This is a genomic window from Halomonas sp. Mc5H-6, from assembly GCF_024124705.1.
GTDB lineage: Bacteria > Pseudomonadota > Gammaproteobacteria > Pseudomonadales > Halomonadaceae > Vreelandella > Vreelandella subterranea.
In genome coordinates this window covers 404,483-430,701 of the sequence record NZ_JAMXSI010000001.1, presented here as the reverse complement: position 1 = coordinate 430,701, position 26,219 = coordinate 404,483, and the positions used below count along the sequence as shown (strand labels likewise).

Below are 26,219 nucleotides of genomic sequence, written 5' to 3'. Positions count from 1 at the left end.
TATTTTTTCGTTTTAGAACGTATTTACTTTTAAACTATTTACTTTTAAACATAGCAGCGTAGCAAAATTTCCCATCAAATAACGCCCATTGATGCTCGAAGACGAACGTTATGCCGACAGCGGCCATACCCACAGGATCATCGGTATCGACACCAGCAGCACGACCGCCGAAAGCGGCAACCCCAGCTTCCAGTAATCGCCAAACCGATAGCCCCCGGGCCCCAGCACCAGCGTATTGGACTGATGGCCTATCGGGGTCAGGAAGGCGCAGGAGGCGCTGACCGCAACCACCATCAAGAAGGGGTCGAGCGATACCTCGAACCCTCTCGCCAGGCTGACGGCAATGGGCGCCATCAGCAGCGCCGCCGCAGCATTGTTGATGACATTGGAAAGCAGCATGGAAAGGATAAACATCCCCACCAGGGTAACCACCACCGGCCAATCGGTCCCCCATTGCAACAACGCCTGGGCAATCAAGTCCGCCCCGCCGCTGGACTCCAGTGCTTCGCCGACCGGAATCATGGCCCCCAAAAGGACGATCACCGGCCCATCGATTGCCTGATAGCCTTCCCGAAGCGGCAGCACACCGATCAAAAGCGACACCAGTGCCGCGCTACTCAATGCCACCGCAGCAGGCAATACGTCCAACAGCATAGCAACGATGGCAGCCGCAAAAATAGCCAACGAAAGCAGCAATTTGCGTGGCTGGCCAAGGTTCAGATCACGGTTAGCCAGGGGTAAACAACCTAACGCTGGCAGGCTTTCGGCAATTTCGCTCTCCTCGCCCTGCAACAACAGGATATCCCCGGTCTGAAAACGAATATCCCGCAGGCGCTGCTTCAACCGGGTGCCATCCCGAGCCACCGCGACCAGATGCAGACCGAACTGGTGATTGAGGCGCAACTGACGAACACTGCGGTTGATCATCATGGAGTCATTACGCACCACTACTTCCACCAGTTGTAGCCCCTCGGTATCCACAGGCGGGTGAGAATCCTGCTCGTCTTCCGAGGTTAAATCGTGTTTTTCATCCTCCTCGTCATCCCGTTCAAGCTCGGCGACGGCGCTCAGCCCTGCTTTGTCTTCCAGCAGTTTTAGCTCTTCAGGGCCGGCTTCCAAAAGCAGGATGTCGCCGGCCTGTAACATGCCGTGAAACGAATAGCCCGCCTGGCGATTGTCATCACGCACCACCGCCAGTACCGGAATGGATTCTTCGAGCTCGTCGCGAAGCTGCTGCAGCGTCAACCCCTTGGCTTTTGATTCATCGTTGACCTTGAGCTCTACCAGATAGTTGGCCGTATCGAACATATCCGCCGGTGATGCCTGGCCGCTCCGCTTGGGCGTTAGTCGCCAGCCAACCAGCACGATAAAGGCCAACCCGGCCAACGCCACGACGCCTCCTACCGGGGCAAAGCTGAACATGCTGAAAGTATCGTCGGATACGTTACCCCGATAACTGGAAATAATGATATTCGGCGGGGTACCGATAAGTGTCGTCAGCCCACCCAGCAGCGAGCCAAATGCCAGCGGCATCAGCAATAGCGATGGAGAGGTGTCGTGTTCCCGCGCCATACGCATAGCAACGGGCAACAACAGCGCCAGCGCTCCGACATTGTTCATGATTCCCGAGAGCACAATGACGGTTCCCACCAACGCCAGCAACTGGAGGATCAAACGCTCACCCACCCTAAGTATCTGGTCGGCGATAATATCGACCAGGCCAGAGCGTTCGAACCCTTTACTCAGCACCAGCACGGCGGCAACGGTGATCACCGCAGGATGGCCAAAACCGAGAAACGCATCTTCGGCGGGCACCAATCCCAGCATCACCGACCCCAAAAGCGCGGAAAGGGCGACCAGGTCGTAGCGAAACCGCCCCCATACAAAGGCCGCCAATGTTAACCCCAGCACGACAAATACCAGTGTACTCGGCGCCAGCCCCACGTCCTCGATTGCCATTGTTGCATCACCTCCCTGTGGTTCACCGTCACTACCATGGTTAAACGCTTGCTTCACTGTAAATCAGATAGCGACGCGCAGGTAATCAATATCAGGCATTGACTATACGCCAATAAAAAGCCCGGCGATGCCAGGCTGAGACAGGTCATTGGTTGAGCCGACAGAGCAATGACGCTATTTTTTCATGCGGTCCAACATTTGCTGAACGGCTTCAAGGTGCTCGGGTTCGTTATGGGACATACCCTGAAAAACGGCGCAGACGTCCAGAAACGCCTTTAGCTCCATGTCAGGCGCCATTTTCATCAGCCGCTTGGTCAAGCGCGTGGCCTTGGGTGGCTGGGCAGCAATGCGCTTGGCATGCGCCATCGCTGCCGTCATCAGCGCATCGGGCTCGACAACCTCCAACACGATGCCATACGCCAGGGCTTCCTGGGCATCGATAACCCGTCCGGACAAGGTCAGTTCAAAGGCACGCTGGTAACCTATCTGACGCTGCATGAACCATGCCCCGCCATCGCCGGGAATAATGCCCAGGTTGAGAAAGGTTTCACCAAACTTGGCCTGGCGCGAAGCGATGCGTAAATCCGCCATATTGGCCAGGTCAAACCCGGCACCGATCGCAGGCCCGTTGATCGCTGCAAAGATAGGTACTTCCACCGCTTCGAGCGCCAGCGGCATACGCTGGATGCCCCGACGATAACGCTCGGCAACTTCCGCCGCGTCTCCGGCGAAATCGCCGTCGCGGCGGGCCATATCCTTGACGTTACCACCGGCGGAAAACGCCGAGCCAGCGCCGGTGATCACCAGTACCGACACCTCGTCTGTGTGATTCACCCAGTTAGCCGTGGCAACAATGTCATCGACCAGTGCGGTGCCGGTGAGCGCATTGCGCACGTCGTGTCGATTCATGGTGAGCGTGGCTACCCGCTCTTCAAGGGTTAGTGTCGCATCCGCCAGTGTCGGCATCGATAGACTCATTCTTCGCGCTCCACGATGATTCGAGCATCCACAATGGCATACCCGTGGGGATGGCTATCTGGATAGACCATCACCGGGTTTAAATCCAGCTCACGAATACTCGGATAGGCGTCCACCAGCTTTGAAATGCGCATCAACAACACTACCAGTGCCTGCTTATTGACCGCCTGTGCACCGCGGACCCCTTCCAGCACTTTCTGCGCCTTGATCTGGTTCACCATGGATTCGGCGTCGGCTTGGGTGATGGGCAGAGAACGAAACGCCACGTCCTCCCAAACTTCGACGAAAACGCCGCCCAGGCCAAACATCAGTACCGGGCCAAAGACCGGATCCCGCAGCATACCAATGATCACCTCCACCCCTTTCTCAACCATCGGCGTGACCAGCACACCCTCGAGTCGGGCGTTGGGGTCGTAAGCCTGGGCGTTAGCCATGATGGTTTGGTAGGCATCGCGTAAAGCGGCGTCGCCTACCAGATCGAGCTTGACCCCACCCGCATCGGATTTGTGCAGGATGTCTCTGGAAACCACTTTCATGGCCAACGGCTGTTCACCAAAGTGACGGGCAACTTCCTCCAGCTCATCACTGCCCTGCACCCACCGTTGGTCGGGCACATGAATACCATGCTCGGCCAAAAGCCCCCTGGCTTCGAACTCGAGCAAGTCCCGCTTTTGTTCTTTGGCGTTGTTTAACATTGCCTGGCCTTTAGGGGATGCCTGCATCGGCAGACTAGCGGGTTGAACGGCGCATTTTGCCAGGTATTCGCCGCGCTCACCCAGCGCCGCCAGCACTCTTACCGCATGCTCGATGGAGGCGTAAACGGGCAGCCCGGCCTCGTGCAGTCGGCGCAGCGCCGGGGGTTTAATGGGCGCGTATAGGCTGTAGATGACCAGCGGTTTAGCGCTCGCATGGGCGAGCTCAATCATGGATTCAGCTCCGCGCATCTCATCCCCCAGCAAGGACTCGGCAAAGCGCAGGCTATAGCCGCCAAACATCCCCACTAAAAACACGCTATCGACATTCGCGTCAGCGGCCACCACGGCCATGCATTCTGCCAGAAGTGAAGGGTTCGCATCCGAAGAACCCGCTACATCGACGGGGTTCAGCGTCGAGGCCTGGGGTAGCAAAAGCGCCTCGAGCTTCAACTGGGTTTCGCGGCTAAGCGTTGCCAGCGTCAAGCCAGCCTCCGCCAGCCGATCGGCGGCGATCGTTGCCTGACCACCACCGTCGGCAATCACCGCCACGCGTTTACCTTCTGACTTTTGCAAGCGGCCCAGTCCTTCCGCCACCGGGAGAATTTCATCTGAATATTGCACCACGCTCACCCCGGCCTGGCGCAACAGGTCCACGGTCATCCGGTAGCTGCCTGCAAGAGCCCCGGTGTGAGAACTGGCGGCCTTTTGGCCCTGCTCGGTGGAACCGGATTTATACACCACCACAGGCTTCATGGCAGTGACCTCACGCGCCACATCTAGAAACTGGCGACCGTCCCGAAAGCCTTCCACATAGAGGGTAGCCACTCGGGTATGCACATCCTCGCCAAGATAGCGCAGGTAGTCGTTAAAGCCGATATCGCTCTGGTTACCCGGGCCGATATAGGTGCTGAACCCCACTTGCCCGTTATGCTGGGCCTCCAACGCCAGGGAAAGCAGCATGTTTCCCGATTGCGAGACAATTCCAATGTCGCCGGGCTTGAGGTTCTCGAGCGCCAGCAGATTGACATTATGATGGAGATTAAACAGCCCCGAGGTATTGGGCCCGATGATCCGCACACCATGGGCGCGGGCATTGGCCATCATTCGGGCTTCCAACGCTGCCCCCTTCACACCGCTTTCGCTAAAGCCGCTTGCCAACACCACCGCCCCCTTGATGCCCCGACGGCCACATTCGGCAATCAGATCGGGGACCGTGTCGGCAGGCGTGCAAAGCAGTGCCAGTGTCGGGGTGCCCGGGATAGCACTGATCGAGGCAAAGGCTTTGACCCCCAAAATCGAGGTCGCCTTGGGATTGACCGGGAAAACCTCACCGCCATAGCCGCCCTTGATCAGCCCGACCATGGCCTTATAGCCTCGCTTGGTGGGATCAGACGATGCGCCAACGACGGCAATGCTCGACGGCGCCAGGATGGCATGCAGCGGGCTTTGAGAAGGAAGATGACCTTCGATGGATTGCATGGAGTTACCTGTAGAAAGTAAGACAAGTCGACAATGCGTGTTGGAGTGGACGCTTAACGGCCCTTGAACTGGGGCGCACGTTTTTCGGCAAAGGCATTAACGCCTTCCTGCCAGTCTTCGGTGGTCGAACAGGTAAAGACCGCATCCAGCTCTTGCTGAAGCTGGCTTGGCATGTCGGTTTGCGCGGCGCGATTGACCAGCGGCTTCAACATGGCCAATGACACAGGCGCCTTGCCCGCCAACTGCGACGCCAGTGATGCGGCCTCGGGCATCAACTGGTCCGCTGGATAGCTGGCCAGCGCCAGACCCAGCCGTACTGCCTCGGTTCCATTGATTCTTTCGCCGATATACAGAAGTCGGCGAGCCTGGGTCAGGCCGACCAGCTGGGGTAGCCACTTGGAAACGCCGCCGCCTACGCTGGTGCCAATGCTGGTTTCGGGAAAACCGATCTGGGCATCATCGGCCATGAGCACAAAATCACAGGCCACGGCCATTTCGGCGCCTGCCCCCAAGGCATAGCCATTCACTGCGGCAATCACCGGCTTGCTCAGTTGCGCAATCGCCTCGCCCACGTCATTCCCCAACTGCAGATATTGGCGCCGCTGGAAAAGCGTCCGCGCCGCGCCTTCGTGGGCTTTCATATCAGCCCCGACGCAGAAGGCGCGCCCCTCCCCGGTGATCACCACGGCACGAATGTCACGCTCGCGCTGGGCAATGGCCAGCACGTCGAGCAGCTCTTGATAAAGCGCCTCCACGACGGCATTGAGCCGGTCGGGCCGGTTGAGGCAAACCGTCAGCACATGGTCCTGCTGGGTGACAATAAGATGGGAGTAGGAAGGCAAAGCTTGGGGCGTCGTCATTAGGGTCGGGCTACCTGAAAGAAAGATGACAATATAGATACATATGTTTCTATATTATTCAGGAAAAGAAACATATGTATCGAATATGATCCTAGGGCCATACTGCGCCTCAGTCAACACGAATGTTTCATATAAAGAATAAAAAAGTACAAGTGTACCAATACGGTGACATGGTTTACACTGCCCATCTGAATGCGCTGGAGCCTTGAATGACCTCTGAGAATAGTGAAACGCCGCCCTCGTCTGCCTCGCCGCTGGATTCCATCAACCAACGACTTGCGGCGGCTTATCCGACCCTTAGCCCGCAGTTGAAACAGGCGGCAGGCTATGTGATGGAACATCCCCTGAACATCGCGTTTCAATCCATCCGCAAAACCGCGGAAGCGGCACATGTCACGCCTTCGACCCTGGTGCGTCTGGCCAAGCGACTGGATTTCAAAAGCTACGAAACGTTTCGCGAGGTGTTCCAGTCGGCGGTACAGACACCGCCAGTGGAACTATCAGGGCGCGCCTCCCGACTTCGCCACCAGGCTAGTCAGCCCGATGATCCCCTCTTTGTGGATGTCGGCGATGCCGCCTTCGACAACATTGGCCGCCTGTTCACCGCCGATAATCAGGCCCGGGTACGCGATGCCGCTCAGCAGTTATTGGCCGCGCGCAATATCGCCGTGGTGGGATTTCGCGACACCTTTGCCTGCGCCTACCACTTTGCCTATGTAGGGCGCATTGCCATGCCCAATATCAACCTGATTAGAGGTCTTGAAGGCGGGCTTTTAACCGAACTTGACCGCTTCGATGAAAACGATGTGGTCGTTGTTTTTGGCTTTGAGCCCTACTGCGCTGAAACGGTAAAAGCACTGGAAGTTACCCGGGCTAACGGCGTCAAGGCCATTGTCGTAACGGATACCATGCGTTCACCGCTGGCACCCGGCGCACAGATCACATTCAATCTTGCCAACGCGACCCCACACTTTTTCCCTTCAATCCTGTCGGCCATTACACTCATCGAAGCCATTCTGGCGGAGTGTGTCGCCTTCGGCCCTGACTCTCTGGTCGACAACGTGTCCAGATTCGAACAGCGTATGCGCCATATGGGGGCGTATGTTGAGACCGCCTAAAGATAAGACTATTGATGTAGGCCAAGCAGGTATTTCGACATTCGACATTCGCTGTACTATGACAAGCGTTGAAAATATTAATTGGCGCTTAGCTCAGTACTCGCTAAATTCTGTTTACGTAAAGTGATGCTTTCACATTAGGCATTGCCTTGCCTGTGCCACAGGGAACTCGAAAGTGGTGCAATTTTCAGTACGGGAATACAAAAACAAACAGTGGCAATGATCACTGCTGGAGCTTACAAAATGCATAACAAAGAGCAAAACACGAAGTCAGAATCATTAATCTCCACATCAACAGAACTACCTTCCTCTATCACCAAGGGATCTTCAACGCGACGTAATTTCCTTAAAACCGCAGCAGTCGGTTCCGCCGCTGCCGTCGCCGCGCCCTGGATCGGCAATGTTCAGGCCCAAGAAGGCATTCGCATCCGCATGCAGTCTTCCTGGCAGCCTGGCACGACGGGCTACAGAATCTTTGAGGAGTGGGCTGCAGGCGTCGCCGAAGCAACGGGAGGCGAGGTGCGCATTGAGCCCTTCCCTGCTGGCGCCGTGGCAGGTGCCTTTGAGGTTGCCGATGCGGTTCGTAACGGCGTGCTTGACGGCCAGAACTGGTTCACCGTTTATTGGCCCGGCAAAATGCCAGCCGGCGTATTCCTGACCGCCTATCCGATGGGGCTCTCTGTCCCTCACCAGTGGGATATGATGTTCGGAGCCTATGGCGGTTTTGGCATTGCCAAGGACCTTTATCGAAAGCAGGGCCAGGAACTGCTGGGCTATGTTCACCATGACCTTAACCTGATCCACTCCAAGATTCCGTTACGCAGCTTCGATGACTTCAAAGGCGTTAAGATCCGCATGCCAGGCGGCATCGTGGCTGAAACCTTCGCCTCTATTGGTGCACAGACGACTCTGCTCCCGGGCTCCGAGGTGTATCCGGCACTTGAGAAAGGCACTATTGATGCGGCCGATTACACCGGCGCCGCGGTCAACTACGAGTTAGGCTTCTGGCAGGTAGCTGACTACATCATCATGGGGCCGCCCTCAACGCCCTGCCTGCATCAAGCTGTTGACTTAATGGATATTTCTGTCAACCGTCGAGTCTTTGAGCGCATGTCGCCACAAACTCAGGATCTGATGCATGATCTGGTGGCTGCCTATTCCCGCGAGCATTATGCGGCAATCCAGAAAGCCAATGCTGAAGCATGGCCCAAATATCGCGAAAAAGGCGTGGAAATCATCCACCTTACCGAAAACGATGCCAGCCGTTTTCGCGATGCCGCCATCCCGCTGTGGTTCAAGTGGGCCAACAAGGATCCAGACGCGGCTCGGCTGTTTAGAGCGCACCTCAACACCATGATGGATCCTGCAGTGGGACTGGTCACTGACGAAGACATTCAGGGCTACGAACTTAACGCCTGATGCTCAACGCCTGGCTTATTTGCTCGACAACATCGGATGTTGCGATGAAATCGCAACATCCGATTTGACTGGAGCAACCCTTTTTTCCGCATCCCGTCGGCTTGATGATCCGGTTCCATCGCCAGGAGGTGATGGTGTCACGGAGGAGTGTCCATGAATCTTGATATCGAATTCGTTCTTCCGCACTGGCTATACTGGTCAGTGCTGTTGCTTTTGCCACTGGTGGTCATGTTTTTCGTCGACCGTAGCTTCCGTCGAGGTGCCACGGTCAGCGGCGGCGACACCACCGAGATACCTGCAGGTGAGGCCACCAATGTCGCCTATCAACCGCCAGGCAACGTATTTACGACCATTGTCGACCGTCTTTCCGGCTTTTCCGGCCGTTATGTGGCCTATTGGGCGCTGATTGCTCCTTTCATCTTCGCCTACGAAGTCCTCGTACGCTATGCCTTCAACTCGCCGACTAACTGGGCCCACGAGTCGATGACATTGATGTTCGGCATGCAGTACCTGATTGCCGGTGCTTATGCGCTTCGCGAAGGTGGACATGTTCGCGTCGATATCCTGTACAGTCGGGCAAGGCCCCTCAACCGAGCGGCACTGGATATTGTCACCTCGATATTCTTCTTCATCTTCACCCTCGCTTTACTAACGACGGGCTGGACGTTCTTCTCCCAGTCGGTGAGCGACGCGTACTTCTTTGGGTCCAGCTATTCCAATGAGACCTCTTTCACCGAATGGGCCATCCAGTTCTATCCGGTGAAATTCATGCTCTTCTTTGGCGCACTGCTATTGTTGCTACAGGGGTTCGGCCAACTGATTCGGGATATTCAGGCGTATCGACACCACTGGCGTTTACATGAGGGTAGCCGAACCTTCGCACGCATGATGGTGGTTATCGCCGCCATTCTGGCGGCTTGGCTGTTGTTCGAGATGGTCAATATCGCCGTCACCGACTACGAAAGTCTGGCAGGTAGCATTTCAGGTAGCCTTAGTTCGTTCGGCATCGGGGCCCTGACATTGGTCATGTTCGGTTCGCTGATGGTGGTGCTGGTCGCAGGCCTGCCGTTGGCCTTCGTCACAGGTGGCCTAGGGGTGGTATTCCTGTATACGGTTGGCGATCAGGCGATGCTCAACCTGATGCCCTCGCGCATTTTCCCGATGATGACCAACTATCAACTTTCAGCCATTCCGCTGTTCATCTTCATGGCGTCAGTCCTTGAGAAAGCCGGGATCATCGAAGAGCTGTTCGACGTCGTCTACAAGTGGATGGGAGGCCTCAAGGCAGGTTTGGCCATTGCCACGATTATTGCCTCAACGCTTCTCGCAGCGATGGTCGGTGTGATTGGGGCGGCAGTGGTAACAATGGGTCTGATTGCCCTCCCAGCGATGCTCAAGCGCAACTACGATCCGGAAATTGCCATCGGGTCAATCATGGCTGGCGGCACCCTGGGCATCCTTATCCCGCCCTCGATCCTGGCGATCATCTACGGCGTTATCGCCCAGCAGTCAGTGGGTGAGCTTTACCTCGGCTCGCTGATTCCGGGCTTGCTGCTCGCCTTCATGTATGGCTTCTACTGCTGGATGCGCGGAACGCTGAACGTCAAGATGGCCCCGCCAATGCCGGTTGAAGACCGTGTTGACACAAAAGAGAAGCTCCGCCTGTTGCGCAACATGCTGGCGCCCATCGTGCTGGTGATACTGGTACTCGGCATCATCTTTACCGGCATCGCAACCCCCGTGGAGGCAGCGGGTATCGGCACCTTCGGTGCGCTAGTGGTCGCCGCCATGCACAAGCGACTGACCTGGCCCAACCTGCACGCCGCCTGCATGACCACGCTGGTAGCCTCGGCGATGGTGATGTGGATTATCTTCGGTGCCAGTATCTTCGTCGGTTTCTACATCCTGCAGGGCGGTCAGACCTTCGTACAGGAGTTGATCTCCGGGGCGGGACTTGGCCCCTATGCGGTGCTGATGCTGATGATGGTACTGCTGGTGGCGCTGGGGATGTTCCTCGACTGGGTCGGCATCCTGTTGCTGGCGGTGCCGATCTTCGTGCCGTTGATCAAGGGTATGACCTTCGACGGCGTGTTTGGCCTGCCCGGCGTCGACGCGGCTGATGTCTCGCTGTGGTTCGGGGTGATCTATCTGGTCAACATGCAGATGTCGTTCCTCAGCCCGCCCTTCGGCTATGCGCTTTTCTATATCAAAGGGGTCTGCCCGCCGCATATCACCATGGCGCAGATATTCCGCTCATCCTTCCCCTTCCTGGGCATTCAGGCGCTGGGGCTACTGCTGGTCATTCTCTTCCCGGCACTGGTCACCTGGCTCCCCAACCTGGCCTACGGCTAGCCACGCTTGACGGCTCGCCATCACGCACGACCGCCCTCGCTCAGCGAGGGCGGTTTTGGTTGTGGCGCAAGAAACATCAGGGCAATAGCACCGTGGAACCTGTGGTCTTGCGGCTCTGCAGCGCGTCCTGTGCTTTACCCACCTCTTTAAGCGGGTAGCGATTTGCCACATCAACCTTGATCTTGCCGCTTTTCAGCATGGCAAAGAAATCGTCGCACATCATTTCGAGACGCTCACGCGTGTCGGCATAACCGTTCAGACTGGGGCGGGTAACAAACAAAGCGCCTTTCTGGTTGAGAATCCCGATATTAACACCGTCAACAGGGCCGGAGGCGTTACCAAAACTGACCATTAGCGAGCGTGGCTTGAGACAGTCCAGCGACGTTTCCCAGGTGTCTTTACCCACCGAGTCATAAACCACGTCGCACATCTCGCCATTGGTGAGTTCGCGCACGCGCTCGACCACGTCTTCCTGGGTGTAGTTGATGGTTGCCCAGGCACCGTTGGCCATGGCCAGGTCGGCCTTCTCTTGTGAACTGACGGTCCCGATCAGCTTGACGCCCAGTGCCTTGGCCCACTGGCAGGCGATGGAACCAACGCCACCGGCAGCAGCATGGAATAAAATCGTTTCCCCGCCCTTGAGTTCGTAGGTTTGGCGAAACAAATACTGCACGGTCAAACCCTTTAGCATGCTGGCCGCCGCCGTTTCAAAATCGATAAAGTCCGGCAGCTTGACCACTTTCGACGCGGGCAACGTATGTTGTTCGGCGTAGGCACCCAGCGGCCCCTGCGCGTAAGCGACCCGGTCGCCTTCTTTCAGGTGGGTAACACCGTCACCCACTGCATCGACAATACCGGCACCCTCCGTACCCAAACCAGAGGGCATGGAAGGCGCCAGGTAAAGCCCGGTACGGAAGTAGATATCGATAAAGTTAAGGCCGACCGCCTTGTTGGCCACGCGGACTTCGCCAGCGGCGGGTGCCGCCGGTGTCACTTCGACCAGTTCAAGCACCTCGGAACCGCCGGTATGAGCAAATTGAATCCGTTGAGACGCCTGTTGTTGAGACTCATGTTGTTGAGACACAGAAAGCTCCTTTTTTATAGGATGAGGTAAGGCTCAGCTAGCAAGCTAACGCCATCTGCCCGGCAGCGCAACGCGGTTGTCACAACCCTCATGCTAGACTCGCCGCTGTTGATCGCCGAAGGCTAACGGAACATTGCAAATGCACCCTGCTATTTCACTGCCCACATTAATCGCTCACCGCGGCTACTCCGCCGCGGCCCCGGAAAACACCCTTGCTGCGGTGCGCGCCGCCCACCGCGCGGGTGTACGCTGGGTCGAGCTCGACGTCCAATTACTCGGTGATGGAACCCCCGTGATCTGGCACGATGCCGACGTCGCCCGATGTTCAGACGGTCGCGGTAGGCTACGCCGCATGACCTGGCCTCAGACGCAGACCCTCGACGCGGGCCGCTGGTTTGGTAAGGCGTTCGCCGGTGAAAAAATGGCCAGCCTGGAGGACATGCTGGCGCTGCTCGACGCGCTGGAGATGAGCGTCAACCTGGAACTCAAGGTCAATCGCGGCCACGACCCTGTCGCGCTGGTCGACCGCGTGCTACCGAGCGTGCTCGACGCCCTGCCCGCCGAGCGGTTTGTGCTGTCGTCCTTTGATCAAACGGCGCTGCGCCACAGCCGTACCTTTGCGCCCGCCAACACGCTGGCGCTCGGCGTACTGGTCAACCGCCTGCCAAAGGACTGGCGGACATTGTGCGCCGACATTGACGCCTTCAGCCTTCATGCCCACTGGGGCCGCTTGAAGCCCGCCCAGGCCGAAGCCGTTGTGCAGGCGGGTTATGCGCTGCTCTGCTACACCCCCAATGATCCCCAAGCCTTCCATCCGCTCTGGGCCTGGGGAGCTGCCAGCGCGATCACCGATGAACCCGAGGCCTTCCAGCGTTATTTATCGGCCTCGGCCAGCGCCGCACACGGCAGATAATGGATGACATCGTGAAAGCGTAGCGGTATATCGCCGTCATTGCGCATGACATGCGGCCGGTCAGCGGCGAAGCGAACGCCCTGGCCCGCCGTCACCGTTTGCCAGGCGTCGTCGATGCGCAACGCCATGGTGCCCTCGATCACCACGATATGTTCCACCACGCCGGGCGCGTGGGGTGCCGATTCGCTTGCGCAATTCGGCGCCAGCTCGATCGCCAGCATTTCAAACCCGAGTAGCGGGTCGTAGGCAAACAGCACCTGCGCCTGCATACCGGCGCTATCCTGCCAGGTGGGCAGGTGCGGCGGCCTGGCCTCCACCTCTGCCCTCGCATTAAACAGGCTGGAAAACGACACGCGAAAGCCGCTGGCCATCCGCCACAGCGTGGCAATGGTGGGGCTCGACTCACCGCGTTCGATCTGGCCCAGCATGGCTTTACTGACGCCGGTGGCCTCCGCCGTGCGGGTCAGGCTCCAGCCACGCTCACGGCGCAGTTGCTTCACGGTCGCGGCGATATGCGCCGCCAGAGTGTGAGGCTCAGCAGTCATGAAACGCTCCTTGGGTACGTGGCGTTTTTTGCCCACCACTTATCACAGGACATGTACCAGCCACTGACGTTGATGTTAAGTAATACGTGGAGGCCGGTTAGACGCTGACCGCCCCGTCCACTAGGCTCTATTTAGCCCTTTTGAGCCATGACCAACAAGGACAGTGACATGAGTGATACAGACCTCGGTGCCATGGATGCGCAAACCCTCAGGCAGCTCTTCGAAACGCGCCAGGCGTCTCCACTTGAGGCGACGCGTGCAGCCTTGGCACGCATTGACCAATTCAACGAGGCCGTTAACGCCTATGTTCACGTGGATACCGAAGGCGCAGAGCAGGCCGCAAAAGCCTCGGCCCGGCGCTGGGGCCAGGGCAAACCACTTAGCCCCATTGATGGCATTCCGGTATCGATGAAGGATTTGACCGAGGTGGCCGGTATGCCCTGTCGCGCGGGTTCGTTGACCAGCGGCGACGGGCTCTGCGATAGCGATGCGCCCCCGGCGCGCATGCTGCGTGAGGCCGGGGCGATTTTTCTCGGCAAAACCAATACGCCCGAATTTGGCTGGAAAGCCGTCACCGATAACCGCGTGTTTGGCGCCACTAATAACCCCTGGGACACGCGCCTCACCCCCGGTGGGTCGTCGGGCGGTGCCGCCGCGGCCGCCGCTCTCAACATGGGCGTGCTGCACCAGGGCGGTGACTCGGGCGGGTCTATTCGTATTCCCGCTGCCTTTACCGGCGTATTCGGCTTCAAGCCCACCTTCGGCTGGACACCCCAGTGGCCGCCTGCCAAGGAACCGACCCTTTCGCATCTCGGGCCGTTGACGCGTTCGGTGCGCGATGCGGTGAGCATGCTCGATGTGATGGGCCGCTACGACTACCGCGACCCCTACGCCACCCGAGGGCAGCCTGACTGCTGGGGTGCCGACCTCGACAAGGGCCTTACGGGATTACGCATTGGCTATTCGGCCGATCTGGGCTACGCCGACGTTGACCCGCAAGTTGCCAGCCGTGTAAAAGAAGCCGCTCAGAAAATGGAAGCGCTGGGGGCGGAGATCGTCGAGGTGGACCCCGGGTTCTCCTCGCCGCTGGATACCTTTCGCAAGATCTGGTTTACCGCCTCCCTGGATCAATGGCGGCAGATGACTCCATCCCAGCGCGAGCAGCTGGACCCCGGCATGGTGGCCAACGCCCGCGAGGCCGAGGCGTGGAACGCCCTCGACCTCTTCCGTGCGCTATCGGATCGTGCCCTGCTGACCCGGGAACTCGAGCACTTCAACCAGCACTATCACCTCATCATGACCCCGGCCGTGGCCGTCCTGCCGTTCGAAGTCAATCAGGAGGTGCCGCCGGGCAGCGGGATGCGCGACTGGGAAGAGTGGGCGCCTTTTTCCTACCCGTTCAACCTCAGCCAGCAGCCCGCTGCCTCGGTGCCCTGCGGGTTTACCGACAACGGGCTGCCGGTGGGTTTCCAACTGGCGGGCGGTAAGTTCGACGACGTGCGGGTGCTGCGCGCCTGCCATGCCTTCATGGAAGCCCACCCGCCGCGCTTTCCCACCGTGCCCAATCCCTCACAGTTCGCATGAACTGGCGCAGTACTCACCGCCATTGTGCGTTATAGCGCACGATGATAGGCTGATTTGCACGTTATAACGCTCGGCCTCATTGACGCGGCTGAGCGTTTTCCCAGACGCCAGCCGCGAACGAGTCACTGCCATGCCGACGCCTTCCTCCAATACCCCATGTCTCAAGCGCGATATCTCGCTCTCCAACGTGACGGCGGGTATTGTCGCGGTACTTATTGGCTACACAAGTTCAGCGGCAATCATCTTTCAGGCGGCCTCAGCCGCCGGCGCCTCCAGCGCCCAGACCAGTTCCTGGCTGTGGGCGCTGGGCATTGGCGTCGGGCTGACGTCGCTGGGGCTATCGTGGCGTTACCGCATGCCGCTGGTGACCGCCTGGTCGACGCCCGGGGCAGCGTTTCTGGCGACCAACCTGCCAGGCGTGCCGCTGGGGGAGGCGATTGGCGCCTTCATCGTATCGGCGGGGTTGATCACACTGTGTGGCCTCACCGGTGTGTTCGAACGGCTGATGCGGCATATCCCGAGCAGCCTGGCCTCGGCCATGCTGGCGGGCATCCTGCTCAATTTCGGCCTGGAGATTTTTACCCGGCTCGAGCAGCACTGGCTCATGCCCCTGGCGCTGCTGGCCGCGTGGGGCATCGGACGGCGCTTCTGGCCGACGCTTGCCGTACCGGGCGTGGTGTTGACCGGCATTATCTGGGCCATGCTACAGGGGCAGCTGGCGATTGAGGGCCTGCCACTGTCGCCTACCCTGCCAGTACTCATGACGCCTGAGTTTTCTCTGGCGACGCTGATCAGCGTGGCAATTCCGCTGTTTATCATCACCATGGCCACCCAGAACGTTCCGGGCATGGCCGTGCTGAACGCCGCCGGCTATACGCCAAACAGCTCGCCGCTGTTGGTAGCGACCGGCGGCACTACCCTGGCCCTGGCGCCCTTCGGCGGTTACGCACTCAACATGGCCGCCATCAGCGCCGCCGTGTGTACCGGCCCGGATGCCCACCCAGATCCCAGGCGCCGCTACCCGGCCGGCATCGTCGCCGGGCTGTTGTATCTGCTGCTGGGGGTCTTTGCAGCCACCGTCACGGCGCTGTTTGCCGGGCTACCCGGGGCCATGGTGGCGGTCGTGGCGGGCATTGCCCTGCTGGGAACGTTGAGCAGCGGGCTGGCCGATGCGTTCTCGAAGCCCGACGAACGCGACGCCGCGCTGGTGACGTTTCTGTTCGCCGGGTCGGGCATTACCCTGCTGGGCATCGGCGGCGCCTTCTGGGGGCTGATCGCCGGAATGGTCACCCGCCATCTCATCGCCAGGCGACGCTGATGCGTCTGGCGCCAGGTCTTTGCGGACAGGCGTGACTACATCGCTGAGAGGCGATCGTCATCCATGACGCCCGACATACGCACCATGGCCAGTGCCTCTTCGAGGCTATCCACCTGTTCGACCTTGACCAATTCATTCTTCAGCGTCACCGGCTGCCCAGCCTGTTCAGACAACACCTTTTCCAGCGAGGCTATGTCCATGTCGTCACCCAGCGACTGCATCTCGATATCGCTGCTTGTCCGGCTGGGCAGGTAAATCGTGCCATTGGAGAAATCCACGGCGTAGGCAATCACGCCGGGGACAATAAAGAAGAGCAGCCCAACGCCATTGGCCACTGCCACGGCAGGGTCAATATCGCCACCCAACTGACCTTTTCTTTCCGGGTGAAAAAGCGTTCCGCAACCGCTGATGGCGACAACCGCCGCGCCAATGACGGCCCCCTTCAACCACTGGTTAACTGTGCGTTGCATGCAGGGTCTCCCCGTTAATAATCAATTGTGTATAGGGTTAAAACCCGCTGATTTTAGCACACCGAACGGATAAGTCAGCGCGGGGTAATCTCAGCACAATTTTGCCGCTTTAACCGCTTGGCCGTACAATGTCGCAACGAACGATAACGGGTCCACCCCATCAACAAGGAATGCTCTCGCCCATGCGCGCCAGCCAACTACTCATCGCCACCCTGAAAGAAACCCCGGCGGACGCCGAGGTGATCAGCCACCAGCTCATGCTGCGCGCGGGCATGATCCGCCGCCTCACCTCGGGCCTTTATACCTGGCTACCGCTGGGCCTGCGCACGCTGCGTAAAGTGGAAACCATCGTGCGCGAGGAAATGAACAACGCCGGTGCCCAGGAAGTGTTGATGCCCGCGGTTCAGCCAGCCGAGCTCTGGCAGGAATCCGGTCGCTGGGAAGAGTACGGTCCTGAGCTTTTACGCTTTAAAGACCGCCATGCCCGCGACTACTGCGTTGGCCCCACCCACGAGGAAGTCATCACAGACCTGGTGCGCAAAGAAATCGCCAGCTATAAGCAGCTGCCGATCAATTTCTACCAGATCCAGACAAAGTTCCGCGACGAGATTCGCCCGCGTTTCGGGGTCATGCGCTCGCGGGAGTTCATCATGAAAGATGCCTACTCCTTCCATCTGGACGAGGCATCGCTCAAGGAAACTTACCAGGGTATGTACGATGCCTACTCGCGCATCTTCACCCGTTTGGGTCTCGACTTCCGCCCGGTGATTGCCGACAACGGTTCGATCGGTGGTACGGGGTCGCATGAGTTTCACGTCCTGGCAGACTCGGGCGAGGACGATATTGTGTTCTCCGATGGCTCGGACTACGCCGCCAACATGGAAAAAGCCGAGGCAATACCTGCCCCGCTGAATAGCAATGCCTCGCGCGAAGCCCCCAAGGAAGAAATGCGTCTGGTCGACACGCCCGACGCTAAAACCATCGCAGCGCTGGTCGAGCAGTTTGGTCTGCCCATCGAGAAAACCATCAAGACGCTGATCGTGAAGGGTGCCGATGGCCAGCTCATCGCCCTGCTGGTGCGCGGTGACCACGAGCTGAACGAAGTCAAGGCGGAGAACCACCCCAAGGTAGCAACGCCATTGACCATGGCCAGCGAGGAAGAAATTCGCGCCGTGGTTGGCGCAGGTCCCGGCTCGCTTGGCCCGGTAGGCCTCGAGTTGCCCATCATCATCGACCGCAGTGTGGCACTGATGAGCGATTTTGGTGCCGGTGCCAATACCGACCACAAACACTATTTCGGTATCAACTGGGAGCGCGACACGCCCTTGCCCGAGATTGCCGACCTGCGCAATGTGGTTGAAGGTGACCCTTCACCCGACGGACGGGGCACGCTGTCTATCAAGCGCGGTATCGAAGTGGGCCATGTCTTCCAACTGGGCCAGAAATACTCGCAAGCCATGGATGCCAACGTGCTCGGCGATAATGGTAAAACCAGCCACCCCTGGATGGGTTGCTATGGCATTGGCATTACCCGGGTGGTGGCGGCTGCTATCGAGCAGAATCATGACGACGCTGGCATCATTTGGCCCAATGCCATTGCCCCTTTCCAGGTGGCGCTTGTCCCCATGAACGCTCACAAGTCCCAGCGGGTGCGCGAAGAGTCTGAGCGCCTTTACCAAGCGCTCAGTGCCGCTGGCCTGGATGTATTGCTGGATGACCGCGACACGCGCCCCGGGGTTAAATTTGCCGACCTGGAACTCATGGGCATTCCCCATCGCCTGGTCATTGGCGACCGCAGCCTGGACAACGGCGAACTCGAATACAAAGGCCGCCGTGACAGCGATGCCACCATGGTGCCTGCCGAGCAGATTATCGACTTCCTGCGAGAAAAAGCCGGTCTTGCGCCCAACGGTCAATAGACACTTAACCTGCCGCGTCCGACGATCGTCGCGGCTGACACTGGCGGCCTGTATGGCCGCCAGTGTCCTCATCGGCCCGCCCGTCCAGGCCGAGCCATTGCCTGAATCCCTTCGCCCGACCTTGGCGGATACCCACCAGCGTCATCAGACACCCCAACAGCAATGGCTGATGCGCCAGTGGCGACAGCGTATGGACGGCCATCTGGCTGACTTTATCAGCGCACCAACCGAGCGCCGCAAGCTGCTTACCCGTATCTACCAGGAGGCAAGCCTTGCCAGGCTACCGCCCGAGCTTGTTCTGGCATTGATTCAGGTGGAAAGTGGTTTCGATACACAGGCCGTATCATCCGCGGGCGCCGTCGGCCTCATGCAGATCATGCCCTTTTGGATCGAAGAGTTGGGGCTGCCGATGGATGACTTGACGAACCCAACGCGCAACCTGCGTTATGGCTGTACGATCCTGGCCCACTATCTCGCCGTCGAGCAGGGCGACTTTACCCGGGCGTTGGCCCGTTACAACGGCAGCTTAGGCAAAACCTGGTACCCGGAACGGGTGCTGCGTGCCTGGCGTGACCACTGGCGATAAGCCTGATGCCTGCTCAAGGTAGATCTGTGAGCCTATCGTTAAGTAAGTGGCATGACTTTCCTGACATAAACTCGCATGATAGTGGCTCAAGATCCGGCCCTGCTAACCAAGGAAATTTATGGTATCTCTCAAACATGCGTATCGGGCGCTTTTATGCGGCGCCGCCTCGCTTGCTCTTCTCAGTATCAGCCCTGATACGCTTGCCAGTGATACCCGTATCAGCGTATCTGACAGCCAAGGTGAACCACTGCCCAACGCCGTGGTGGAAGTCTATTTTCCACACTCGGCGTCGCGCGATACCAGCGAAAAGCAAATTTACCAGCGGAATGCGGCATTCCATCCGGAAGTCTTGGCAATACCTGTCGACAGCCAGGTCGCGTTTCCCAACAAAGATACAACGCGTCACCATGTGTTCTCTTTTTCAGACGCCAAAACCTTTGATCTGAATCTTTATCTGAACGAGACGCCCCCCCCCGTCCTTTTTGATACGCCTGGCGTGGTGGTCCTGGGCTGTAATATTCATGATCACATGCAGGCCTTCATCGTGGTCAGCGATGCACCCTTCTATGCCATGACCGATGACAGGGGCCAGGTCAGTCTGCCATCGTTGCCATCCGGCCAACACCGTGTGAGGGTTTGGCACCAGCGACTCCACGATAGCCAGCAGCGCTGGTGGGAAGGCGAAATTGCCTCAGACGAGCAGTTGTCGGTCCCCCTGGAACTACGCGCCACACCGAAGCCTCCCGAAAAGCTGTCGCCGTTGCAGCAACGTTTCAAGGAGGCCACCTAGTGCCCAGCGACAACTTGAGGGCCCGATAACCACAATATGCGCTTTCGTACCCGTTTAATGCTCGTGCTGTTAACCGTGGTGGTGGTCTCACAACTGGCCACCGGCCTCGCGTTTCTGCGCGCCACCCAGCAAGACGCCCTGGCCAAGGGCAACCAGCGCCTGGAAGTAGGTGCCCGGGTTCTCGACCAGCTGCTCGAAAGGCGCGGCGATCAGCTACGCGATAACGTGGCGATCCTGGCCGATGATTTTGGCTTTAAAAGCGCGGTCGCGTCCCAGGATCGTGAAACCCTTCAGTCCGTATTGGTTAATCACGGTACTCGGGCAGATGCAGACATCGTGCTATTGAGCGACCTGGACGGCCAGCTGCTGGCCAGCAGCCACCATCCCTCGCAAACGCCCATGCCCTTCCCCGAGCTGTTCGAAACCGCTCGCCAACAGGGTTCCGCGGTCAGTGTCGTGATCGCTGATGGAGAACCCTATGAGCTTGTCATGATGCCGGTCCAAGCACCCAACGTGATTGGCTGGGTGGGCATGGGCTTTTTGATTGACGACGCCGTTGTCGAGGAAATCAATGCCCTCACCGGCCTGGATATCAGCGTGGTTAATTACACCTCTGGCCAGACACCAACGTATCTAGCCAGTTCGCACTCCCCAAAAACAGCCGAGCCGTTAAGTCAGTTCAGTGATGCAGCTGAGGCAGGGGCGTACTCAGACTCCAGTCAGATGACGCCTGACGATGGCTATCTTACCTACGCCAGCGAACTCTATAAGGACTCAAAGAACCAAACGTTCGCGCTCATTCAGCTATCACGTAACGAATTATTAGCGGCCTACGACGACCTACAGTGGCAGCTATTGGTTATCGTGGCGCTTATACTGCTGTTCACGATCGCCATCGCGGCCTGGAGTGCCCGGAGTATCAGCCGCCCACTTGTCGCGCTGGCCGACGTGGCCAGACGAATCGGTCAAGGCGAACGGGTCACCGACGTCCCGGCAGAATCATCCCAAAGCGAAACTGGGCTGCTCGCCGGAACGCTGCGCTCAATGCAAGACGATATTGCCGAGCGCGAAGCGATCCTGCGGCACCAGTCACGCCATGACCTGCTCACCGATTTGCCAAATCGCATTAGTGCGCTGGAAGACATCAATGCCCGCATTGAAGATGGTCACCCCTTCACCCTACTACGCCTGGCCATTAAAGACTTTCGCAACATCAACGATACCTTCGGCTACGAACTGGGCGACCATGTACTGGTAACCCTCGCCAACCGTATGAAAGCGCTGACCTCTCCTATTCAATCCGCCTATCGCCTGGCCAGCGATGAATTCTTGCTGCTGATTAATCAGCCTTACACCACGCCAAAGTGGCGCATCAGTGAGCTCGCATCACTGTCAACGCCCATTGACCTGGATAATTCGTCGATCGGTCTTTCACTGGCAGCGGGTGAAGTGAGTTATCCAGAACACGGTGCAAAGGCCCAGTTGCTGCTCCGGCGCGCTGATATTGCGCTCGACATGGCACGTCATCACCCGGATGCCCACCAGCGTTACGCCGAAGGCCAGGACGAACGTCACCTGCGACAGTTGACGCTGATTCATGATCTTCGCGACGCGGTGAGCAACAACCAGCTTTGGATGGCCTATCAACCCAAAGTGGCAACGCGTGATGGAGAGGTATGCCAGTTTGAAGCGCTGATGCGTTGGCGCCACCCTTCGCTTGGTTTTGTCCCCCCGGATGAGTTCATTGGCCTGGCCGAACGCTCGGGCAATATTCGCAAGCTTAGCCAATGGATGCTTGAGCACATCGCCTCACAGCTCCACCAGTGGCAGCAGCAAGGCGTTCGAATCAGCGTGGCTGTCAACTTATCCGCCAGCGATGTCACCGACGCCCAGCTTCCGGGCCAGCTAGCCGAGTTGCTGGCCCGCTACGGTTTAGCAGCGGATCAATTGAGCCTGGAGGTCACCGAAAGTGCCGTCATGCAAGATATCAATGCCGCCGCCAGAACGTTGGACGAACTGAGCCGTCTCGGCGTGTCCATCGCCATAGACGACTATGGCACCGGGTACTCCTCCCTGGCCCAGATCAAGCGATTGCCGGTCAACGAGCTCAAGATCGACAAATCCTTTGTGCTCAAGCTCGACTCCCAGGAAGACGACCTGACGATTGTGCGTTCGACGATCGAGATGGGGCACAGCCTGGGGCTTAGCATTGTGGCCGAAGGGGTTGAAAATGCGGCTAGCGCTGCCCTGCTGAATGACTTGGGCTGCGACTATCTACAAGGCTACTGGATCGCCAAACCCATGCCCAGTGACGAGGTCATTCCCTGGCTGAAAAGCGCCGAAACCTTCACCTTCACACATTAACCGCGTACTTACCGAGAGAGCCTGTCCATGTCCACTTTCATCCCCAAGGCAACAGCAAACGGCATGCGGCTGCTTATTATCGCCCTCGGGCTTTCAATAAGCAGTGCGTCCCTTGCTGGCAGTCGTCTTACAGGTACCGGTGGGGTGGGCGCTATTGAGGGAGCCGCTGGCGGTGGACTCTCGCCCTGGGCCTTGCTTACCAGTACCGCCAGTGAGCAGGAGTTTGGTGCAACGGCAACCGTCTCGCGGGCCTGGCTGGATGATTATCGCTTAACGGTAGAGGCCGCCAGCGCCAACATCTACGATCGCGTCGAGCTCTCTGCGGCACGCCAAACCCTGGATCTCGAAACCTTAGGCGGCGAGCTGGAGCAATCCATTGTTGGTGCCAAGGTACGCTTATTCGGCGATGTGCTGTACCACCCCTGGGGGATCTGGAGCGCGGGCATTCAACATAAGAACCTGGCCGATGACAGCATCCCCAAAGCGTTGGGTGCTGAGCACGGCCAGGGCAACGACGTTTATTTGAGTGCCAGCAAACTGGTGTTCAACGCCGTGGCTGGGCGCAACCTGTTGCTGAATGCCACGCTGCGCAATACCAACGCCAATCAAGGTGGATTACTGGGGTTTGGCGGCGATAACGGCGGCCGCGAATGGGTTGCCGAAGGCAGCCTGGGACTCTTTTTGACACCTCAATGGGTCGTGGGAATGGAATATCGACAAAAGCCTGATCGGCTTAGTGCAGCCCGTGAAGACGACTGGCAAAGCCTGTATAGCGCTTACTTCTTCAACAAGCACGTATCACTGACCGCTGCCTGGTTATCGTTGGGCGATATTGCCGGGCTACCTTCTCAGAATGGCGCCTATGCGTCGCTTCAGGCGGCCTTTTGACCCGCCAAGGAGATTCCATCATGCGTTTTCACCGCTGCGCCACCCCGCTGCTGATGGCACTCTGGCTGACAGCATGTGCGGCCCAGGATACGACCCAACCCTCGCTTTACACACAGCTCGGCGGCATGCAGACCATCGATCGCGTCGTCGAAAACATGCTGTATCGCGTGGCAGATGACCCCGAGGTCGTGGTCTTTTTTGCCAACACCAACATCGACCATTTTGCAGAAGCCTTTGCTACCCAACTATGCGATATAAGCGACGGCCCCTGCCAATACGAGGGGCCGCCCATGGATCGCGCGCACCAGCACATGGGCATCAACGATGCGCATTTCAATCGTGTGGTTGAGTACCTGGCCGACGCAATGGCGGAGGAAGGCGTTCCACTGGCGGCCCAAAATGAGTTATTGGGGCGGCTGGCGCCGCTGTACGATGACGTCATGCGACTGCAGTGATGTGCCAGTCATCCCTTCCCGCTGTTTTCACCTGATAAAGGGCGTTATCAGCGGCTTCATAGGCCCGTTGAAATCCCACTTGAGACGGAATGAAACAGGTCGCCCCGATACTCAGCGTCACCTGTTTTTTGTCCGGATGGGCGGCGTGGGAAAACGCTGACTGTTGCACTTGCAGGTGAAGCTGTTGGCAGTAACGACCCAGCGCAACAACATCCTCGCAAGGCAATAGCGCCGCGAATTCATCGCCGCCCAGGCGATAGAGGGTCGCCTCTTCCGGCAAGGCATCGGCAATTAACAGCACAAGATGGCGTAACAGAGCGTCCCCCGCCGGATGCCCCATGGTATCGTTATACTGTTTGAAAAAGTCGATATCCACCAACACCAGGCCAAGCGACTGATGTTCCTGCTGCATGACATCCTGATGAAGTGCGCTGCGATTGCCAATGCCCGTTAAAGGGTCACGCATGGCGCGTTCCATCCACCGCAATGTTTCCTGAGTCGCTTTTTCTGTACGCCTTAATTGCCGGTCATGCAGCCACCAGAACAGCAGGCCAAAGGCGAAGATCAGCAGGCTGGTATAGATAAGCACCTGGTTGTGCCAGCGGGTTCTTTCCGAAAAGGTGTTAATGGCTTCCCCGCGGAGATCCAACTGCCCCATTTCGATACGCGTCAGGCAGGCAATCGGGTCGAGCAACTCGCGAGCGAGTATTACCGGTAATACGTTATTGCTTTCAAGCGCCGTCACCGTCTCATCCAACACGCCCAAGCTGGGCGACGTGCAGTCATATTGCTGATGGTAAACATCCACGTCGAACAGCCCGTAGGCCAACTCGATGTCGGTTATCGCCGCTGCCCGTTCTTCGGGCCCGGGGATGTCCAACAGACGGGCCTGGGCATCCTGTAAATAGTGTCGGGAGCGCGTAGCCAATTGTTGGCCCGTCAGGTTACCCGACTGGCTAAAGTAAGTCTGAATCTCGGGAAACACCCAGCGGGCTTCATAGATGATCAACACCATCAGCGCCATGAAGCTCATCAGGCTGAGCGATAGCCATTTGATGTAGCGACCCGGCCGCTTGCGGTTGGCCGAGTCGCTGCCATCAACGTCACGGGGTGGGTCAAGGGTTGGCTTCATGATTTACCCACGCGCTTCGATACTGCGAATCATCCAGATCCAGTCATTGAACTCGCGTAAGCTGTTAACGTCCCGGTCACCGTATTCCCGCTCTACCAAGCGTACTGGGCCCCTTGAGCGCAAGCTCAGCGGCTTGCCATTTTCAATCGTCACCAGATACCAGTTGGGGTCATCCCAACCGCCTAGCGTGACCTCGTAACCGTCCCAGGCAGTAAAGCGCAATTTGTCAGGCACACGGCCAAAGTGGCGGGCAAGGAAGTCTGCAAACGGCATGCCCTGCATTGACACGCTTTCCCCCTGATAAGGGTCAAAAAGCCGAAAATGGCTATCTGAAGACTCACGAAGCTGCGCGACGTCGACCTCCTTGACCATATCACCATCAATCAGTCGCAGCGTTTGCGCCACACTGGCGATAGGCATCAGGAGAGCAGCAATGCCCGCCCCCAGCGCCCACTGGGCTACGGGGGAGCGGCTCAGACAACGCTTGAAAATGGCAGCATCCATAGCGGAAACTTCTCAATAGCTGGCAATGGGACCGACTGTACCATTTCCAAATTTACTTTACCTTTCAATGGCGATGAACTCGCGTTGACCACAATCAACTGGGCGTCTTTCTAGGCTGAGCGTCTTTCTAAGGCAGCCGGTCAATCAGGGTCTGAGTCGCGGGGGTGTCGCTTGGCGTTCTCCTGGGTTTCGAGGCCGCTTTTCAGTTCATGGGTCAAGGGGTCATAATTGGGTCTTAGCTCGTCCTTGACCGTACCATTCCATAAGCGCGCGCCCACAAAGTAACCTGCCCGCCCAATGACGTGCGCCGCCACCGGGGCGGTCATCATGATGAAGAAGATCACCCCGAAGGCCCGCGCGACCACCGCCACCTCGGCGAAGTGCAGGGCCACCGCCAGCATGATCAGGGTAGCGCCCAGGGTCGCTGCCTTGGTGGTGGCATGCATGCGGGTCAGCAGGTCGGGCATGCGCACCAGGCCAAGGGCAGCCAGAAACATGAAAATGGCGCCAACCAGGATCAGCCCGCTCTTGAGTAGTTCAATCATCGCGGGGCCCTCCGCGTTCCAGGAAGCGCGCGAAGCCAATGGCCGCCATGAATGCCATCAGCGCCATGACGATAGCGACATCCAGCAGGCTGGGCACGTCCGTGGCGATTGCCACTAGGCCGATCGTGCCGACCAGAATCGACGAAAAGAGCTCCAGGGCCACCACCCTGTCGGGCAGGCTTGGGCCCTTGAACAGGCGCACAAAGGCCAGGCACAAGGCCAGACACATGAGCGCCAGGCTCAGCAGAATGACGGTCGACAC

Annotated in this window: 23 protein-coding genes; 12 read left to right on the top strand and 11 right to left on the bottom strand. The window is 58.4% G+C overall.

What is annotated here, in order from left to right; all coding sequences use genetic code 11:
• Positions 1 to 108: 108 nt before the first annotated feature.
• From NH395_RS01985 to NH395_RS01970, 4 genes are all read right to left on the bottom strand, one after another.
• Positions 109 to 1,959 (bottom strand): SLC13 family permease, encoded by a 1,851-nt coding sequence (locus NH395_RS01985; RefSeq protein ID WP_253022038.1) that lies wholly within the window; start codon positions 1,957 to 1,959, stop codon positions 109 to 111.
• Between the two features lie 174 nt (positions 1,960 to 2,133).
• Positions 2,134 to 2,937, bottom strand: a complete 804-nt coding sequence (locus NH395_RS01980) for an enoyl-CoA hydratase-related protein (RefSeq protein ID WP_253022036.1) — start codon at positions 2,935 to 2,937, stop codon at positions 2,134 to 2,136.
• Positions 2,934 to 5,111 (bottom strand): acetate--CoA ligase, encoded by a 2,178-nt coding sequence (locus NH395_RS01975; protein ID WP_253022034.1) that lies wholly within the window; start codon positions 5,109 to 5,111, stop codon positions 2,934 to 2,936. Before NH395_RS01975 ends, NH395_RS01980 begins: the two co-directional genes overlap by 4 nt.
• A gap of 53 nt (positions 5,112 to 5,164) precedes the next feature.
• The gene (locus tag NH395_RS01970) at positions 5,165 to 5,971 is read right to left on the bottom strand and encodes an enoyl-CoA hydratase-related protein (protein ID WP_253022032.1); all 807 of its coding nucleotides are present in this window, start codon (positions 5,969 to 5,971) and stop codon (positions 5,165 to 5,167) included.
• 209 nt (positions 5,972 to 6,180) lie between these two features.
• Between NH395_RS01970 and NH395_RS01965 the strand changes: the two genes are divergently transcribed.
• The 3 genes from NH395_RS01965 (at position 6,181) to NH395_RS01955 (ending at position 10,860) form a co-directional block, all read left to right on the top strand.
• Positions 6,181 to 7,089: a MurR/RpiR family transcriptional regulator gene (locus tag NH395_RS01965; protein ID WP_253022030.1), complete on the top strand. Its 909-nt coding sequence runs from the start codon at positions 6,181 to 6,183 to the stop codon at positions 7,087 to 7,089.
• Between the two features lie 219 nt (positions 7,090 to 7,308).
• A complete protein-coding gene (gene dctP, locus NH395_RS01960; RefSeq protein ID WP_253022422.1) occupies positions 7,309 to 8,508 on the top strand; it encodes a TRAP transporter substrate-binding protein DctP in 1,200 nt (399 codons plus the stop codon).
• Between the two features lie 153 nt (positions 8,509 to 8,661).
• Complete coding sequence (locus NH395_RS01955) at positions 8,662 to 10,860, top strand: TRAP transporter large permease subunit (RefSeq protein ID WP_253022028.1); 2,199 nt, start codon at positions 8,662 to 8,664, stop codon at positions 10,858 to 10,860.
• A gap of 76 nt (positions 10,861 to 10,936) precedes the next feature.
• On the opposite strand, the gene NH395_RS01950 is transcribed toward NH395_RS01955, so the two are convergent.
• Positions 10,937 to 11,944, bottom strand: coding sequence for an NADPH:quinone reductase (locus NH395_RS01950; RefSeq protein WP_253022026.1), 1,008 nt, complete (start codon positions 11,942 to 11,944; stop codon positions 10,937 to 10,939).
• Between the two features lie 139 nt (positions 11,945 to 12,083).
• On the opposite strand from NH395_RS01950, the gene NH395_RS01945 reads away from it, so the two are divergent.
• The gene (locus NH395_RS01945) at positions 12,084 to 12,857 is read left to right on the top strand and encodes a glycerophosphodiester phosphodiesterase family protein (RefSeq protein ID WP_253022024.1); all 774 of its coding nucleotides are present in this window, start codon (positions 12,084 to 12,086) and stop codon (positions 12,855 to 12,857) included.
• Here the strand turns inward: NH395_RS01945 and NH395_RS01940 are convergent.
• Positions 12,818 to 13,402: an XRE family transcriptional regulator gene (locus NH395_RS01940; RefSeq protein WP_253022022.1), complete on the bottom strand. Its 585-nt coding sequence runs from the start codon at positions 13,400 to 13,402 to the stop codon at positions 12,818 to 12,820. The two genes, NH395_RS01945 and NH395_RS01940, sit on opposite strands and share 40 nt — an antisense overlap.
• 168 nt (positions 13,403 to 13,570) lie before the next feature.
• Between NH395_RS01940 and NH395_RS01935 the strand changes: the two genes are divergently transcribed.
• A complete protein-coding gene (locus NH395_RS01935) occupies positions 13,571 to 14,986 on the top strand; it encodes an amidase (protein ID WP_253022020.1) in 1,416 nt (471 codons plus the stop codon).
• A 130-nt stretch (positions 14,987 to 15,116) separates the two neighbouring features.
• Positions 15,117 to 16,304 carry a benzoate/H(+) symporter BenE family transporter gene (locus tag NH395_RS01930; RefSeq protein WP_253022018.1) on the top strand — a complete coding sequence of 396 codons (1,188 nt, stop codon included), beginning with the start codon at positions 15,117 to 15,119 and terminating at the stop codon, positions 16,302 to 16,304.
• Between the two features lie 35 nt (positions 16,305 to 16,339).
• On the opposite strand, the gene NH395_RS01925 is transcribed toward NH395_RS01930, so the two are convergent.
• Positions 16,340 to 16,774 carry a hypothetical protein gene (locus NH395_RS01925; protein ID WP_066320249.1) on the bottom strand — a complete coding sequence of 145 codons (435 nt, stop codon included), beginning with the start codon at positions 16,772 to 16,774 and terminating at the stop codon, positions 16,340 to 16,342.
• A 182-nt stretch (positions 16,775 to 16,956) separates the two neighbouring features.
• Here NH395_RS01925 and NH395_RS01920 point away from each other — a divergent pair, with 182 nt between their 5' ends.
• The 6 genes from NH395_RS01920 to NH395_RS01895 all read left to right on the top strand — a co-directional run bounded on the left by NH395_RS01920 (position 16,957) and on the right by NH395_RS01895 (position 23,776).
• The gene (locus NH395_RS01920) at positions 16,957 to 18,693 is read left to right on the top strand and encodes a proline--tRNA ligase (RefSeq protein WP_253022016.1); all 1,737 of its coding nucleotides are present in this window, start codon (positions 16,957 to 16,959) and stop codon (positions 18,691 to 18,693) included.
• A gap of 52 nt (positions 18,694 to 18,745) precedes the next feature.
• Positions 18,746 to 19,279: a transglycosylase SLT domain-containing protein gene (locus tag NH395_RS01915; RefSeq protein WP_253022014.1), complete on the top strand. Its 534-nt coding sequence runs from the start codon at positions 18,746 to 18,748 to the stop codon at positions 19,277 to 19,279.
• 118 nt (positions 19,280 to 19,397) lie between these two features.
• Positions 19,398 to 20,069: a Cupredoxin gene (locus NH395_RS01910; RefSeq protein ID WP_253022012.1), complete on the top strand. Its 672-nt coding sequence runs from the start codon at positions 19,398 to 19,400 to the stop codon at positions 20,067 to 20,069.
• A gap of 36 nt (positions 20,070 to 20,105) precedes the next feature.
• A complete protein-coding gene (locus tag NH395_RS01905; protein ID WP_253022010.1) occupies positions 20,106 to 22,433 on the top strand; it encodes an EAL domain-containing protein in 2,328 nt (775 codons plus the stop codon).
• A gap of 27 nt (positions 22,434 to 22,460) precedes the next feature.
• Positions 22,461 to 23,321: a DUF3034 family protein gene (locus NH395_RS01900; protein WP_253022008.1), complete on the top strand. Its 861-nt coding sequence runs from the start codon at positions 22,461 to 22,463 to the stop codon at positions 23,319 to 23,321.
• Between the two features lie 20 nt (positions 23,322 to 23,341).
• A complete protein-coding gene (locus NH395_RS01895; RefSeq protein ID WP_253022007.1) occupies positions 23,342 to 23,776 on the top strand; it encodes a group 1 truncated hemoglobin in 435 nt (144 codons plus the stop codon).
• Here the strand turns inward: NH395_RS01895 and NH395_RS01890 are convergent.
• From NH395_RS01890 to NH395_RS01875, 4 genes are all read right to left on the bottom strand, one after another.
• Positions 23,760 to 24,908: a GGDEF domain-containing protein gene (locus tag NH395_RS01890; protein ID WP_253022006.1), complete on the bottom strand. Its 1,149-nt coding sequence runs from the start codon at positions 24,906 to 24,908 to the stop codon at positions 23,760 to 23,762. The genes NH395_RS01895 and NH395_RS01890 overlap by 17 nt on opposite strands.
• 3 nt (positions 24,909 to 24,911) lie before the next feature.
• Positions 24,912 to 25,412, bottom strand: a complete 501-nt coding sequence (locus tag NH395_RS01885; RefSeq protein ID WP_253022004.1) for a hypothetical protein — start codon at positions 25,410 to 25,412, stop codon at positions 24,912 to 24,914.
• Positions 25,413 to 25,552: 140 nt separating this feature from the next.
• Entirely contained in the window at positions 25,553 to 25,957 is a 405-nt protein-coding gene (mnhG, locus tag NH395_RS01880) for a monovalent cation/H(+) antiporter subunit G (protein ID WP_066320236.1), read from the bottom strand.
• The gene (locus tag NH395_RS01875) at positions 25,950 to 26,219 is read right to left on the bottom strand and encodes a monovalent cation/H+ antiporter complex subunit F (RefSeq protein WP_027335551.1); all 270 of its coding nucleotides are present in this window, start codon (positions 26,217 to 26,219) and stop codon (positions 25,950 to 25,952) included. The genes mnhG and NH395_RS01875 overlap by 8 nt, the downstream gene beginning before the upstream one ends.

Coding starts and splice junctions, on each gene's coding strand:
- NH395_RS01930 (WP_253022018.1), top strand. CDS start 15,117: ATGCCGACGCCTTCCTCCAATACCCCATGTCTCAAGCGCGATATCTCG.
- NH395_RS01890 (WP_253022006.1), bottom strand. CDS start 24,908: ATGAAGCCAACCCTTGACCCACCCCGTGACGTTGATGGCAGCGACTCG.
- NH395_RS01885 (WP_253022004.1), bottom strand. CDS start 25,412: ATGGATGCTGCCATTTTCAAGCGTTGTCTGAGCCGCTCCCCCGTAGCC.
- NH395_RS01965 (WP_253022030.1), top strand. CDS start 6,181: ATGACCTCTGAGAATAGTGAAACGCCGCCCTCGTCTGCCTCGCCGCTG.
- NH395_RS01975 (WP_253022034.1), bottom strand. CDS start 5,111: ATGCAATCCATCGAAGGTCATCTTCCTTCTCAAAGCCCGCTGCATGCC.
- NH395_RS01925 (WP_066320249.1), bottom strand. CDS start 16,774: ATGCAACGCACAGTTAACCAGTGGTTGAAGGGGGCCGTCATTGGCGCG.
- NH395_RS01895 (WP_253022007.1), top strand. CDS start 23,342: ATGCGTTTTCACCGCTGCGCCACCCCGCTGCTGATGGCACTCTGGCTG.
- NH395_RS01980 (WP_253022036.1), bottom strand. CDS start 2,937: ATGAGTCTATCGATGCCGACACTGGCGGATGCGACACTAACCCTTGAA.
- NH395_RS01920 (WP_253022016.1), top strand. CDS start 16,957: ATGCGCGCCAGCCAACTACTCATCGCCACCCTGAAAGAAACCCCGGCG.
- NH395_RS01910 (WP_253022012.1), top strand. CDS start 19,398: ATGGTATCTCTCAAACATGCGTATCGGGCGCTTTTATGCGGCGCCGCC.
- NH395_RS01900 (WP_253022008.1), top strand. CDS start 22,461: ATGTCCACTTTCATCCCCAAGGCAACAGCAAACGGCATGCGGCTGCTT.
- NH395_RS01940 (WP_253022022.1), bottom strand. CDS start 13,402: ATGACTGCTGAGCCTCACACTCTGGCGGCGCATATCGCCGCGACCGTG.
- NH395_RS01970 (WP_253022032.1), bottom strand. CDS start 5,971: ATGACGACGCCCCAAGCTTTGCCTTCCTACTCCCATCTTATTGTCACC.
- NH395_RS01985 (WP_253022038.1), bottom strand. CDS start 1,959: ATGGCAATCGAGGACGTGGGGCTGGCGCCGAGTACACTGGTATTTGTC.
- dctP (WP_253022422.1), top strand. CDS start 7,309: ATGATCACTGCTGGAGCTTACAAAATGCATAACAAAGAGCAAAACACG.
- NH395_RS01915 (WP_253022014.1), top strand. CDS start 18,746: ATGGCCGCCAGTGTCCTCATCGGCCCGCCCGTCCAGGCCGAGCCATTG.
- NH395_RS01935 (WP_253022020.1), top strand. CDS start 13,571: ATGAGTGATACAGACCTCGGTGCCATGGATGCGCAAACCCTCAGGCAG.
- NH395_RS01905 (WP_253022010.1), top strand. CDS start 20,106: ATGCGCTTTCGTACCCGTTTAATGCTCGTGCTGTTAACCGTGGTGGTG.
- mnhG (WP_066320236.1), bottom strand. CDS start 25,957: ATGATTGAACTACTCAAGAGCGGGCTGATCCTGGTTGGCGCCATTTTC.
- NH395_RS01955 (WP_253022028.1), top strand. CDS start 8,662: ATGAATCTTGATATCGAATTCGTTCTTCCGCACTGGCTATACTGGTCA.
- NH395_RS01945 (WP_253022024.1), top strand. CDS start 12,084: ATGCACCCTGCTATTTCACTGCCCACATTAATCGCTCACCGCGGCTAC.